Annotated in this window: 12 protein-coding genes; 11 read left to right on the top strand and 1 reads right to left on the bottom strand. The window is 38.1% G+C overall.

All coding sequences use genetic code 11. The annotated features are described in order from the left end of the window. Positions 1-36: 36 nt before the first annotated feature. Positions 37-681 (top strand): hypothetical protein, encoded by a 645-nt coding sequence (locus OEG80_RS09525; protein WP_263240560.1) that lies wholly within the window; start codon positions 37-39, stop codon positions 679-681. A 57-nt stretch (positions 682-738) separates the two neighbouring features. Beyond that, positions 739-1296, top strand: a complete 558-nt coding sequence (locus tag OEG80_RS09520) for a hypothetical protein (RefSeq protein WP_263240557.1) — start codon at positions 739-741, stop codon at positions 1294-1296. A 105-nt stretch (positions 1297-1401) separates the two neighbouring features. Here the strand turns inward: OEG80_RS09520 and rluB are convergent, their stop codons facing one another. Next, positions 1402-2334, bottom strand: coding sequence for a 23S rRNA pseudouridine(2605) synthase RluB (gene rluB / locus OEG80_RS09515; RefSeq protein WP_263240553.1), 933 nt, complete (start codon positions 2332-2334; stop codon positions 1402-1404). Between the two features lie 428 nt (positions 2335-2762). Between rluB and OEG80_RS09510 the strand changes: the two genes are divergently transcribed. The 9 genes from OEG80_RS09510 (at position 2763) to OEG80_RS09470 (ending at position 13908) form a co-directional block, all read left to right on the top strand. Then, positions 2763-3863 (top strand): polysaccharide biosynthesis/export family protein, encoded by a 1101-nt coding sequence (locus OEG80_RS09510; protein WP_263240552.1) that lies wholly within the window; start codon positions 2763-2765, stop codon positions 3861-3863. Between the two features lie 19 nt (positions 3864-3882). Next, complete coding sequence (locus tag OEG80_RS09505) at positions 3883-4314, top strand: low molecular weight protein-tyrosine-phosphatase (RefSeq protein WP_149409809.1); 432 nt, start codon at positions 3883-3885, stop codon at positions 4312-4314. Between the two features lie 74 nt (positions 4315-4388). Next, positions 4389-6650 (top strand): polysaccharide biosynthesis tyrosine autokinase, encoded by a 2262-nt coding sequence (locus OEG80_RS09500; protein WP_263240549.1) that lies wholly within the window; start codon positions 4389-4391, stop codon positions 6648-6650. Between the two features lie 61 nt (positions 6651-6711). Further along, positions 6712-8664, top strand: coding sequence for a polysaccharide biosynthesis protein (locus OEG80_RS09495; protein ID WP_263240546.1), 1953 nt, complete (start codon positions 6712-6714; stop codon positions 8662-8664). Positions 8665-8765: 101 nt separating this feature from the next. Continuing rightward, positions 8766-9824, top strand: coding sequence for a dTDP-glucose 4,6-dehydratase (rfbB, locus tag OEG80_RS09490; protein ID WP_263240544.1), 1059 nt, complete (start codon positions 8766-8768; stop codon positions 9822-9824). Next, complete coding sequence (rfbA, locus tag OEG80_RS09485) at positions 9824-10699, top strand: glucose-1-phosphate thymidylyltransferase RfbA (protein WP_263240541.1); 876 nt, start codon at positions 9824-9826, stop codon at positions 10697-10699. The genes rfbB and rfbA overlap by 1 nt, the downstream gene beginning before the upstream one ends. Beyond that, on the top strand, positions 10699-11553 hold the full coding sequence (locus OEG80_RS09480; RefSeq protein ID WP_263240540.1) for a WxcM-like domain-containing protein: 855 nt from the start codon (positions 10699-10701) through the stop codon (positions 11551-11553). The genes rfbA and OEG80_RS09480 overlap by 1 nt, the downstream gene beginning before the upstream one ends. Beyond that, positions 11554-12657 carry a DegT/DnrJ/EryC1/StrS family aminotransferase gene (locus OEG80_RS09475; protein ID WP_263240538.1) on the top strand — a complete coding sequence of 368 codons (1104 nt, stop codon included), beginning with the start codon at positions 11554-11556 and terminating at the stop codon, positions 12655-12657. It abuts the gene before it with no gap. Further along, positions 12658-13908: an O-antigen translocase gene (locus OEG80_RS09470; protein WP_263240535.1), complete on the top strand. Its 1251-nt coding sequence runs from the start codon at positions 12658-12660 to the stop codon at positions 13906-13908. Positions 13909-14008: the final 100 nt, after the last annotated feature.

Raw genomic sequence — 14008 nt, 5'->3', positions numbered from 1 at the left:
TGCCAATTAATACTATTAAATAATAAGGATAATTTTATGACTCAAATCACTGCGATACTTGTCATGTTTGTTTTATATGGAGTGCTACCCGCAGCAGGTCTGTATTTAGGCTATCGTGGTATCAAAAAGGTGACAGCACCCAAAATGCTAGCGTATAAAGCAATGCCGCAATTGGGTTATATTCCTGAGAAAAGCTTACCAGTTGATGTTAAAGCTGCATTGACCCAAATTAATGAAAAAGGTGAAAAGCTGAGACTTATTTATGGTGATACCAATAATGATGGCAAAATAGATGATAGCGATGCAGTTAACGAAACTTATATTACCATTCAAAATCTGATGGATAAACATGTACCACAAGCAGTAGCAGATTATCGCCGTTTGCATGACTTAGATGTGGGGGATGGCGCACTTGCTGATAATACTAAAATTAAGCATTCTGATGTCACTGGTAAAGAAGCGCTGTTGGATATATTGGGAACTATTAACACCCAGTTTGATGAACTGCTTAATGCATCTTATCATCAAGATGGACAAAAACTGCTAGTAACCAATCGATATTTACAACAGCGTTTTGATAATCCTAATGTAGATATAGATACGCAGTTGTTTGACCATGCTGATGAAGTAGAGACGATCAAAAAACTTGCGGACGATACTGTTAGTAAGGATATGAGATAGAGAGTAGTAAATAGTTAAGAGAATCAATGACGGTTGAACGATTACGAGTAAATGGCTATGAGTGTATTAATAGGCGTTGGTGTCATAACGACAATGAGCCTCTTCTATCTAAGTAGAAAAGGCTGGCATGCTTTTCATAAAGCGGTTGGTATTACGCCAGGTGTACTTATTTATCAAAATGCTAATGCACCATTATCGTTATCTAATATAAGCTGGCAACAATTAAATCTTAATAAAAAGCATCTTAAAGCTTTAGCAGATAATCAGCTAAGCCAGCTACAACATATTGATGAAAAGGTAGCCAGTTATTATGACTATCAGGTAGAGCTAAAGTCACAAGAAAAGATGCCTGAAATCACTGAGGCACAGTTCGTATTGCATAAGATACTGCATACACGTTTACCTAAACTACTCAGTAGTTATTATCAACTGACGATTATTAAATCAAATGCTAAAAGCATTAATAATCAATCACGAGATGAAGCTGGCAAGTTGCTTCAAGACGTATTAGATAATATAGAACAACGCTTAGATAGCTTATTAGAACAAATGGAGCAGCAGCAATTACAGGATATGCGGGTAATGAAAAGCTATATTGATAGTCATAATCACTAATATGTCAGTGGCTAGAGAATACTTATTAATGCCACGTACAAAAAAGCTGCCAATGATTATGTATCATTGGCAGCTTTTTATTAATTATGCTAAATCTAAAACATATTAGCGTTTATCGTTGCGGTCACGGGTATTACGGGTGCCGCGACTGGCAGGACTTGCACTGCTTTTTGGTTTTACGCTACTAGTACTGTTGCGATTGTCGCCACGAGTGTCAGTACGACGTGCTTTCAGCGGTTTATTTCTGATACGCTCTTGCTTTTCTTTAGCAGCACCATGGAGACCTGTACCATAACGCGGGCGTAAGCTCACTAGGTCTGTTAACGTATTAATATCTTTTCTATCCAGCTCTAAGAAGCGACCTGTACGCAGCTCTTTCGGCAACGCAATATTACCGTAGCTCGTACGTAATAGACGACTGACTTTAAGACCTTGGGATTCAAATAGGCGGCGTACTTCACGGTTACGACCTTCTTTAAGCTGCACATGATGCCACTTGTTGACGCCTTCACCGCCGCCTTCTTTGATGTCTTCAAACTTAGCCAAGCCATCTTCTAACATGACACCTGTTGTCATCGCTCGTGCCATATCTGGGGTAACATCGCCCAGTACACGTACGGCATATTCGCGGGTCACTTCGCTAGAAGGATGCATCAAACGATGCGCCATTTCACCATCGTTAGTAAATAATAATAGACCAGTTGAGTTGATATCCAAGCGACCTACCATAACCCAACGATCATGAGTCAGCTTTGGCAAACGTTCAAATACGGTAGGACGACCTTCTGGATCATTGGCTGAGCACACTTCGCCTTCAGGCTTGTAATAAGCTAAAACGCGGCGACGTTTCTCATTTTCGGCAGTATATTTAATCTGACGACCATCAACGCGAATCTCATCACCTTGTTCAACACGATCACCAATGGTTGCCGGACCATTATTAACAGTTACACGACCTGCTTTAATGACTTCTTCCATCTGACGACGTGAACCAAGTCCCATACGGGCAAGTGCTTTCTGTAATTTTTCATCTTTCATAACGATTTCCTAGAATCGGTGGGTTTACATTTCTCAATGTATAAATTTGGACTGCATATTATACGCTATTTCTAAGGGTTATAGATATTATGTTTAATAATTTTCCACTTTAATATCTGAATAAGGTAAATAATTTTCATATCATTTGTCGGTTTAAATTGGTTAGTTAAATAAATGAGAAAAGATTTTTTATAATTTATATGAGCAATAACTATACGATAATTTTTGCTAAATATTAGGATTTTTCCATATAACCCATTTTCTGATAAATCGTAATTTCCATCAAAAATACATGATTATGGTTCAAAATTTAACCACCTATGTTATTATGGTTTTGTTTTTTTGCACATAATGCAACGCTTTGATATGGCTGTCTGATGTTTTAATGCTAGACGCTACTTATATCTATGATTTACAAAGGTCTTTTTATGTTTTTTAATTCATCAAAGTTACTAGGTATAACGTGTCTGTTGATAGTGGGTATGGTTTCAGGTTGCTCTAGTATCAATGCAGGTCTTCAAGCAGGTGAGCTGCCACCAAGTGGCGCATTCATCGCTGAAAACGGCCTTCATTTTAATATTCAACCGCTAAACCTAGCGACATTACCACCAAAACAAGCAGCCCTTCCAAACAGCAACTTAAGTCAGTTAATAAGAAACTCCGGTCGAGCAGAATATCGTATTTCTGAAGGAGATATCTTAAGTATTGTACTTACAGGCTATCCTAATATAACTCCTTTACCAGCTGGAGATGTTACTAATCCTTATGCAGCAGGTTTTCCTGTTGATCAGCAGGGGTTTGTTCAGTTTCCACTTGTTGGACGTATCAAAGCCAGTAATATGAGTGTGACGCAGTTCACCGCTAATTTACAGAAACAGCTACAGCGTTATCTTAAATATTCAGACCCGCAGGTTAAAATTGTTAACTACCGTGGTAATAAGTTTTTTATTGATGGTGAAGTTAAACAGCCTGGCGAATTTGCGATTAATGATTCACCAGTCTCGCTATACACTGCGATTTCTATGGCCGGTGGTGCAACGCCTGCAGGTGATTCAAACAATATCGTGTTCAATCGTAAAGGCGTCAACTACAATATTGGACTTCAATCCTTACGCCAGCTAGGGGCTTCTGCCAATCAAATCTATCTTCAAGATGGCGATTCTATCCACGTTAATAGTCAAGACCGTAATAAAGTATATGTTCTAGGAGAATTTGGACGTGTAGAACCTGTACCTATCAGAGAACAAGGCATCAGTTTGGCACAAGTATTAGGTGAATCAAAGGGTCTTGATTCTAATACTGCTAATGCTGCTAAGATATATGTCGTCCGCGACAACCTTAATACAAAAACGACAGATATTTATTATGTTGATATGCAGACAATTACCAGTTTTGCGCTTGCCAATCGTTTTGAGATGCGTGCCAATGATATCGTATACGTCGATCCTACTGGCTTAACGCGTTGGAATCGTGTCATTAGTGCACTACTACCATCTACCTCAGCAATCAGCGTTCTTTCTGGTCTATAAATAATAGGTAATAGTTATCATGGCATTTGATCATATTCTAGTTGTGTGTGTGGGTAATATTTGTCGTAGTCCAATGGCAGAAGCACTGCTAAAGCAGCGTTTTCCTAATAAAATTATTGACTCTGCAGGTGTGGGTGCTTTGGTTGGTCATCCTGCTGATCCTGCTGCCCTAGAGATTATGTCAAAACAGCAGATTGATATTACCAGTCATATTGCTAAGCAAATTGATGAGCAGTTAGCAAAAAAAGTGGATCTTATTTTCACTATGTCAGACGGTCAAACTAAGTGGATTGAAGAACGCTGGCCTTTTTGCCGTGGTAAAACCTTTAAACTAGGTCATTGGATAAATAAAGACATTGCTGATCCTTATAAGCATGAGATAAGTGCATTCGAGACTGCACATCAAGACATTGTTGAAGGTATAAAGCAATGGGCCGATAAAGTTAGCTAAGTGGCTATTGTGAATAAATAATTATTATAAAAGACTAATACTAAACGATTACCTCAAGTGATGAACCTACCGTTATGAATACAGATTCGAAGAATGTATCAAACTCTGCCTCTAAAGAAGACAATGACGAAATCGACTTAATGGCGCTACTTTTTGCCATTTTACGTGGCTGGAAAACCATTGTATTTTTTGCTGTTTTGGGTTTGATAGTCGGTATCTTGTATAGTCGGTATGTAAACCCTACTTTTCAATCAGATGCATTGATCCAGATAGATGAGCAGTCAAAGGGTATTTCTGCATTAGGTTCGGATATCTCTGAGCTGATAGGATCAGAAGCTAGTAAGGCTCAAACAGAGGCAGAGCTCATTAGATCTCGTATGATATTAGAGCCTGTTGTGAATTTACTGCATCTGCGTATAAAGCTTACTGATCCTACTATCGGCTATGTTGATAGAATAAAAAATGCTGTTACGCCTACTCAAATCAATAAACCTGAAGGCGTTTCACTTAAAACACAGGATGGTGAAGTACAAGTCAGTCAATTTAATGTCTCACCAGACTACCTAAATCAAACATTTACTTTGACACGATCTGCAACAGGGTTTGTATTAAGCAATGGTTTTGATGATTTTAAAGGTCAGATTGGTCAAGCGCATCAGTTTAGAGGCACAGAAGGTCAGATTCACATTACAGTAAATAGCCTCCCAGCTGATGGCTACCCTATTAATATTACTAAGCAGTCATTACATAATACAACAAATGATATTAATAATGTGCTTTCTGTAGTTGAAAAAGGCAAGCAAACAGGCATCATTGAGATGTCGATGACAGGCCCTAATCAACAACAGGTTACATCGATATTAAAACAAATTATTGTATCCTATGTAGATCAAAATCAATCACGCGGCTCTGAGGAAACTACTCAAACTATTAATTTCATGGAAACTCAGATTCCAACATTAAAGAAAAAATTGGAAGAGTCTGAAGAAGTATTTAATAGATTCCGTAAAAAGTATGGCACGATTGATGTTAGTAAAGAAGCTGAGCTGTTGTTAACAGAGAACTCGCAAATTGATGTCCAGCTTAATGAGCTTAAGCTTAAGAAAGCTGATTTGACTACATACTATACAGAAGAGCATCCATTAGTCATTCAAATCAATGAACAGCTCAAAGTGCTCAATAGTAGAAAGCAAGACATAGATAATACCATTTTAGGGTTGCCTGAAATACAAAGAGAGTTTTTACAACTCTCTGCTGATACCGCTATTAATAGAGAAATATATTTAACTTTACTAAAAAATTACGAACAGTTAAAAATCGTTAGAGCTGGACAAATTGGTTATGCACGTATTATCGATCTACCGATTAATACTTTTAAAGCGATTGCACCGAAAAAACTGTTGATTTGGGTATTGGCTACTTTACTAGGTACTATGCTTGGTACGATGTTAGTGCTTGTTAAAAACATGCTCAGAAACGTGGTCAAAGATCCTGAGCGTCTTGAAGCTAAGACAGGCGTACCTGTTATTGCTACAATTCCACGTTCACCAATATTGACTAGGCTGGGTAGAAAAAAATCACCCAATCGACTACTTGCCTATGCAGATAATAACAGCTTAAGTTACGAAGCCATTAAAAGCTTACGTACCAACCTTATGTTTGGGATGCCAACCCAAGGAAGAGCTGGTCAGCGTGCCAAAGTTATCTTAATTACTGGTGAAAGTCCGGGAGTAGGTAAGTCTTTTATCTCCTCTAACCTGACAGAAGTATTTGCTCAATTGGATAAAAAAACCTTAATTATAGATGCAGATATGCGTTTGGGCGAATTGCATAAAGTGTTTAATATGGACCAACATAATGGTCTGGCGGATTATTTAACGCAAGATACGACACATTTATCAAGAGATAAAACTCAGCTAGTAAAAATTGATGCTGTTCAAGAATCTAGTCATTTAGCAAGCTTTATCCATTCAACAGGTATTGATAATATTGATTTTATGCCACGGGGCGAACATCCTCGCAATCCGGCGTCGCTATTAGCTAATGGTAGCTTCGATCACTTGATGACTGAGTTAAATCTTCATTATGATTATATTATTATCGACTCACCACCGATATTGGCAGCTTCTGACGCTATGATATTAGCGCAGCATGCTGACAAAGTACTGATGGTGACACGATACGATGATTCTATAGAAGGACAATTGGTCTACGCTGTAAATCAGATGAATAAAGCTAATATAAAAGTAGATGGTATTATCTTAAATGATGTACAACAAGGCATTTTGAGCAAATATAGTTATCATTATAATTATGCTTATGGCAATAATAACTGATGTATTTTGATCATCTTGTATTGCCTTGCTTGTTAGTATTTAAACAAAATAGTTGCCTGTTATGTCAATAGATCCGAAAACAATCTCGAAAGAAGATAAGATCTCTTTTATACAGTCTAATAGTTTCGCTGAACGTACTGCTAGTATATTGTTGAGCCTACCTCGAGGCATTAAGCGTAGTATTTTGATGTTTGCTGATTTTATCATGTCAGTAGTTTGTCTTTTCTTGGCCGTTGCTGCGCGCTATGGATATCTAGACCATCATGTAAGTTTGTGGCTATTAAGCGTCAGTGCATTAATTCCAGTATTATGCCTATATGCTATTGGATTTTATAATGGCGTGGCACGTGGGTTCTTTGATGCGATGATGGGTAGCGTATTACAACTTTTCTTTGTACTCATCATTGTCGCCCAAACCGTTTTATATTTTAAATTACTACCAGGTATCCCTCGTGCAGTACCTATCTTATATCTGTTTCTATTTTTTATATGGCTATGGAATAGCCGCTTAACAATTAGAGAATTATTAGCAAGATGGCAAGGGCAAAGGCCGCAATATAAGTATGATGACTATGATAACGTTGTTATTTATGGAGCAGGAGAGGCAGGTAAAGAGCTTTTAGAAGGTTTGAAAAACTCTCATAAATATAATGTAGTGGCCTATATTGATGATGATCCGCAGCTCACTGGTGCTTATTTACTTGGTAAAAAGATTTATCCTGCTCATAGGTTGGTAAGTTTGGTCGATGAACTTGAGATTGCGCAGGTTTTCTTGGCTATTCCTTCTATAAGCCGTGGGCAAAAAAGGCAGATTATAGATAAATTATCTGGCATTGCTATCAAAATAAAAGAGCTACCAAGCTTAGAAGAAATCGCCGACGAAAAAGTCACTGTCAGCAGTATGCGTAAAGTTGATATTCTAGACGTACTAGATCGGCAGACTGTCGAGCCAGATGCGAAGCTATTGCAGTTGAATATTAAAGATAAGTGCATACTAGTGACGGGTGCTGGTGGATCTATCGGTAGCGAATTATGTCGCCAAGTGATTAAAAATCAGCCAAAATGTATTGTACTCTATGAGCTATCTGAATTCGCACTGTATAGTATTCATCAGGAACTAATAGCGAAACAAGCTAATGATTCTATTTATCAAGATATTGAAGTCGTCGCTGTCATCGGTAGTGTAACAAATGAAGACAATTTGCTGAGAATATTTAAGCTATACAGCATACAGACAGTCTATCATGCGGCTGCTTATAAACACGTTCCTATGGTAGAGCACAATCCTTTTGAAGGCGTTATCAACAATACTAAAGGCACTTATCATTGTGCGCGCGCTGCTATTAAAGCGAATGTTGAGACATTTGTACTTATCTCTACAGATAAAGCCGTGCGACCGACCAATGTGATGGGTGCTTCTAAGCGTTTAGCAGAGTTGGTCTGCCAAGCTTTAAGTCAGATAGATAGCCAGACCTGTATCAGTATGGTGCGCTTTGGCAATGTATTGGGTTCATCTGGTTCTGTCGTACCAGTGTTTACTAAGCAAATCCAAAAAGGTCTTCCTATCACCGTGACCCATCCTGATGTTACACGTTATTTTATGACCATTCCAGAAGCTGCAAATTTGGTGATTCAAGCAGGCGCGATGGCATTGGGCGGTGAAGTCTTTGTACTAGATATGGGTGAGCCAGTTAAGATTGTTGACCTCGCGCATAGAATGATACATTTAAGTGGCTTTGATGTTAAGGATGCCGCGCATCCAAATGGTGATATTGAAGTGATTTTTACTGGACTACGTGCAGGGGAAAAGTTGTATGAAGAGCTGATCATTGGTGAAGATAATGTTGAATCAACTAACCATCCTCTCATTATGCAAGCAATAGAGCATAGCTTCCCATTAGCTGATATTGAAAAAGTACTATTTGAGCTTACTGAAAAGCAAAAGCAATTTGATGTCCCTTGGCTAAAGCTGCAGTTTAAGCAGTTTGTAGCGGGCTATAAAGTAAATACATAGGCAACAAGATAAAGCCATTTAGAAAAATGATTTTAGATATTAAGCAACAAACATATAAAAGCGATTAATGTATTTTTGAATATAAAAAAATAGGTTTTTTCATGAAAATATTGGTTACAGGTGGCGCAGGCTTTATTGGTTCTGCAGTGATACGTCATATTATTAGTAATACTCAAGATAGTGTCATTAATCTTGATAAGCTCACTTACGCCGGTAACCTTGAGTCGCTTATCAGTGTAAGCGATAATGAGCGTTATGCTTTTGAGCAAGTAGATATCTGTGATGTAAATGAACTTAACCATGTTTTCGCTGAGCATCAACCTGATATTGTGATGCACCTCGCTGCTGAATCACATGTCGATCGTTCTATTGACGGGCCTGATGAATTTATCCATACTAATATAGTTGGTACTTACAATTTACTAGAAGTCGCCCGTGATTACTGGAGTACACTTCCAGAAACTCGCAAACAAGCTTTTCGATTTCATCATATATCAACTGATGAGGTGTATGGCGATTTAGAAGGCACGACTGATTTATTTACTGAAACTACGCCTTATGCTCCAAGTTCACCTTATTCTGCGTCTAAAGCCAGCTCAGACCATCTAGTTCGCGCCTGGCATCGTACCTATGGTTTCCCTATATTAGTCACTAACTGCTCTAATAATTACGGTCCTTACCATTTCCCTGAAAAGCTTATTCCGTTGGTTATCTTAAATGCTTTAGATGGTAAAGCTTTGCCTATATATGGTAAAGGCAATCAAATACGGGATTGGTTATTTGTAGAAGATCATGCACGTGCATTATATAAAGTGGTCACTGAAGGTGAAGTGGGTGAAACTTATAATATCGGCGGGCATAACGAAAAGCAAAATATTGAAGTGGTGAAAACAATCTGTCGCATCTTGGATGAATTACAGCCTCGGGCTGATGGTACTCAATATGAGTCATTAATCACATTCGTAAAAGACCGCCCAGGGCATGACCTGCGTTATGCCATTGATGCAAGCAAAATTGCCAACGAATTAAATTGGACGCCGACCGAAACGTTTGATAGCGGTATCAGAAAAACAGTCGAATGGTATTTGAACAATATGGACTGGTGTAGTCGCGTTCAAGATGGCAGCTACCAACGTGAAAGACTAGGAGCAGGTGAGTAATGAATACAAAAGGTATTATTTTAGCAGGCGGCTCAGGTACGCGTCTTTATCCCATTACCAAGGGTATTTCTAAGCAGCTGTTACCTATCTATGATAAACCGATGATTTATTATCCGTTATCGGTATTGATGCTCGCAGGTATTCGTGAGGTGCTTATTATCAGCACACCAGATGACATAGATGGTTTTAAGCGTCTACTTGGAGATGGTCAAGAGCTTGGCATCGATATCAGCTATGCCATTCAGCCAAGTCCAGATGGTTTGGCGCAAGCGTTTATTATCGGTGAAGACTTTATTGGTGATAGTAATGTCTGCTTAGTGCTTGGGGATAATATCTTTTATGGTCAAGGATTTACTCCATTGCTCCGTCAAGCGGTTAATCGTCAAAAAGGCGCAACCGTCTTTGGCTATCAAGTTAAAGATCCAGAGCGTTTTGGCGTCGTGGCATTTGATGAAGATAAGCGCGCGATTTCAATAGAAGAAAAGCCTGTCAAGCCTAAATCTAATTATGCAGTAACTGGTTTATATTTCTATGATAACGATGTCATAGAGATTGCGAAGAAGGTAAAGCCTTCTGAACGAGGCGAAGTCGAGATTACTACGGTCAATCAGATGTATATGGAACGTGGTGATCTAAGTGTGGAACTACTAGGTCGTGGATTTGCTTGGCTAGATACGGGTACACATGAGAGTTTGCTAGAAGCTGCGCAGTTTGTGGAGACTATCGAAAAGCGTCAAGGCTATAAGGTTGCTTGCTTAGAAGAAATTGCCCTCAATAACGGCTGGCTGACCAAACAGCAGGTTTCCGATATTGGTCAATCGATGAGCAAAAATGCGTATGGTCAGTACCTAATCTCTTTAGCAGAGGATAAGTGATGAGCCTAATAGAATGGGTTGAGCTACCAAATCTGGGAGATGATCGAGGTTCGCTCATAGTAGCTGAATCTAATAAAAACGTCCCTTTTGAGGTTAAAAGGTTTTATTACATATTAGATGCCAAACCTGATGTTCCCCGTGGATTTCATGCCCATAAAGAACTTATGCAGTTAGCTTTTTGTATAAAAGGTAGCTGCAATATGATAATGGATAATGGCGTAGAAAAGCAGCAAGTGCGCATTGATAAATCTAATGTGGGTTTAATGATTCCACCCATGATTTGGCATGAAATGCATGACTTTAGCGAAGATTGCGTGATGTTGGTATTGGCAAGTGCACAGTATGATGAAGCGGATTATATTCGTGATTATGATGAGTTTATGAATGAAGTTAATAAGCCTTTCATACATCCATTGTCTGATGTTATGTCAACTACGATAGGTCAAAAAACTAAAATCTGGCAGTATAGTGTTATTCTTCCTAAAGCAGTTATTGGAGAAAACTGTAATATTTGTGCGCATACCTTGATTGAAAATGATGTTGTAATCGGGAATAACGTGACGGTTAAATCAGGCGTCTATATATGGGACGGTATTACTTTAAAAGATGATGTTTTTATTGGTCCTTGTGTCACTTTTACGAATGATAAGAAGCCGCGCTCAAAGCAATATCCAGATGAATTTCCAAAAACCATTGTAGAGGAAGGAGCAAGCATTGGCGCTAATGCCACTCTTTTACCTGGTATTACCATTGGAAAAAATGCATTGGTGGGTGCTGGGGCCGTTGTGACTAAGAATGTTCCAGAAAACGCAATTATGGTAGGCAACCCTGCCGTTATTAAAGGATATGTATAAATGATCCCTTTTCTTGATCTAAAAGCAATTAACGCCCAGTATCGTGATGAGCTTGTAGATGCTTGTACTCGTGTTATTGACTCAGGCTGGTATATCGGCGGTAGTGAGCTCGAACAATTTGAGCAGCAATTTGCTAATTACTGCGGGACAAAACATGCAATAGGTGTGGCCAACGGTTTAGATGCGCTTATTCTTACTCTTCGTGCTTGGAAAGAATTAGGTAAGCTCAAAGAGGGTGATGAAGTTATCGTACCGTCTAATACTTATATAGCCAGCATATTAGCGATTAGTGCTAATAATCTAACGCCTATTTTAGTTGAGCCGTGTATAGACAGCTTCAATATCGATCCTAAAAAAATTGAAACGGCTATTACTAGCAGAACAAAAGCTATACTTCCTGTGCATTTATATGGTCAGTTAGCAGATATGCCAGCTATTATGGATATTGCTAAACGTCATGAGTTGTTGGTTTTAGAAGACTCTGCGCAAGCACATGGCGCCTCTATTGATGGTAAGAGAGCAGGGAGTTGGGGAGATGCATCAGGTTTTAGTTTTTACCCCGGCAAAAACCTTGGTGCATTAGGTGATGCGGGTGCAATCACGACGAATGATGAAGAGCTGGCTAATACTTTGCGTGCGTTACGTAATTATGGCTCACATGAAAAATATAAAAACCTTTTTCAAGGTGTCAATAGTCGGTTAGATGAGATCCAAGCCGCGATGCTTAATGTGAAACTAAACCATTTAGATAATGAGATTGCCCATCGTCGTAAAGTCGCGAATGAATATCTCAAAGGTATTAATAATAAAACAATTATATTGCCTACTAAAGAAAATGATAGCGCTCATGTTTGGCATGTCTTTGTTATTCGCTGTGAGCGTAGAGATGAATTGCAGAAATACTTAGCTGATAATGGCGTTCAGACACTCATTCATTATCCAGTGCCACCGCATCAACAGCCTGCATATAAAGAATGGAATGAGATGAATTATCCTATTTCTGAAGGCTTTCATGCAGAGGTATTGAGTTTGCCTATTGGACCTACCATGACTATGGAAGACGTAAACATAGTCATTCAAAAATGTAGTGAGTTCCAGTTATAAATGAATTTACTCAAAACTAGTGCCCTTAATGGTATAGCGGTCCTTATTAAGACCGTTACTATGTTTATTTTAAATAAAGTACTTGCGGTATATGTCGGCCCTTCTGGTTATGCCGTTATAGGTCAATTTCAAAACTTTATTCAGATAGTGACAAGCTTTGCTGGTGGAGCGATAAACACAGCGGTTATCAAATATACAGCACAATATTATGAAAATGAGAACCGACAGAGAGCTATTTGGCGAACTGCAGGAAGTATCGTACTGCTATTTAGTATAATGATTGCTTTTCTTATACTAATATTACAAAAGCAACTGTCTATTTATATATTTCAAACAGCTGAATTTCAATCTGTATTCGTATGGTTTGCAGTTTTCTTACTATTCTTTAATTTTAATGCGCTATTTCTGGCGATATTAAATGGTAAAAAAGAAATACTTAAACTTGTTATTGCTAATATTATTGGTAGTTTATTCTCTCTAGTTATAACGGGTGTTTTAGCATTTAAGTTTGGCTTATATGGAGCACTAATAGCATTGTCGATATATCAATCGACAGCATTTCTAGTGACTTTAGTATTATGCTATAAAGCTGACTGGTTCAAATTTAAATATCTGTTTGGCAAGATAGACCCAGATATTACGAGAAAGTTTGCAGGCTTTGCACTCATGGCATTAACCAGTGCACTTTGCGTCCCTCTATCGCAAATTGCCATTCGTACCTATATGACAGGTGAGTTTGGTATAGAGTATGCTGGTTATTGGGAAGCTATGATTCGTCTTAGTGGGGCTTATTTAATGCTGGTGACTACTACTTTAGGAGTTTATTATTTACCAAGATTGTCAGAATTATCAGCCATAAGTGATATTAAAAAAGAAGTGTATCTAGGATATAAAGTCATTTTCCCAGTTGCTTTGTTAGGAGGAGTACTGGTTTATCTATTAAGAGATTGGATAATTGGGTTGTTGTTTACCGATGCCTTTTTACCTATGCGTGACTTATTCTTATGGCAGATGATTGGTGATTCTCTTAAGATTGGTAGTTGGATACTAGCTTACCTGATGCTAAGTAAAGCAATGACTAAGTTATTTATCGTCACCGAAATCATATTTTCGGTTTCGTTAGTGATTTTAACTTATTTATGTACTACGATTTTTGGTTTTGAAGGCGTATCAATAGCATACTTAGTAAATTATGCATTTTATTGGCTAGTGATGGGTTTATTCGTGTTTAAAGCACTAAAAAGCGCTTAATTTTCTCTGATTATATAGAAATCATTATATATATTTAAATATAATAATACTTATTAAGATTTTCTATACTTTTATGAATTATTTATGTGTAAAATATTTA

This window comes from Psychrobacter sp. SC65A.3, from assembly GCF_025642195.1.
Taxonomy (GTDB): Bacteria; Pseudomonadota; Gammaproteobacteria; order Pseudomonadales; family Moraxellaceae; genus Psychrobacter; species Psychrobacter cryohalolentis.
This window is presented reverse-complemented; position numbering and strand designations above follow the sequence as displayed.

Coding starts and splice junctions, on each gene's coding strand:
- OEG80_RS09470 (WP_263240535.1), top strand. CDS start 12,658: ATGAATTTACTCAAAACTAGTGCCCTTAATGGTATAGCGGTCCTTATT.
- OEG80_RS09475 (WP_263240538.1), top strand. CDS start 11,554: ATGATCCCTTTTCTTGATCTAAAAGCAATTAACGCCCAGTATCGTGAT.
- OEG80_RS09505 (WP_149409809.1), top strand. CDS start 3,883: ATGGCATTTGATCATATTCTAGTTGTGTGTGTGGGTAATATTTGTCGT.
- OEG80_RS09510 (WP_263240552.1), top strand. CDS start 2,763: ATGTTTTTTAATTCATCAAAGTTACTAGGTATAACGTGTCTGTTGATA.
- rluB (WP_263240553.1), bottom strand. CDS start 2,334: ATGAAAGATGAAAAATTACAGAAAGCACTTGCCCGTATGGGACTTGGT.
- OEG80_RS09525 (WP_263240560.1), top strand. CDS start 37: ATGACTCAAATCACTGCGATACTTGTCATGTTTGTTTTATATGGAGTG.
- rfbA (WP_263240541.1), top strand. CDS start 9,824: ATGAATACAAAAGGTATTATTTTAGCAGGCGGCTCAGGTACGCGTCTT.
- rfbB (WP_263240544.1), top strand. CDS start 8,766: ATGAAAATATTGGTTACAGGTGGCGCAGGCTTTATTGGTTCTGCAGTG.
- OEG80_RS09480 (WP_263240540.1), top strand. CDS start 10,699: ATGAGCCTAATAGAATGGGTTGAGCTACCAAATCTGGGAGATGATCGA.
- OEG80_RS09495 (WP_263240546.1), top strand. CDS start 6,712: ATGTCAATAGATCCGAAAACAATCTCGAAAGAAGATAAGATCTCTTTT.
- OEG80_RS09500 (WP_263240549.1), top strand. CDS start 4,389: ATGAATACAGATTCGAAGAATGTATCAAACTCTGCCTCTAAAGAAGAC.
- OEG80_RS09520 (WP_263240557.1), top strand. CDS start 739: ATGAGTGTATTAATAGGCGTTGGTGTCATAACGACAATGAGCCTCTTC.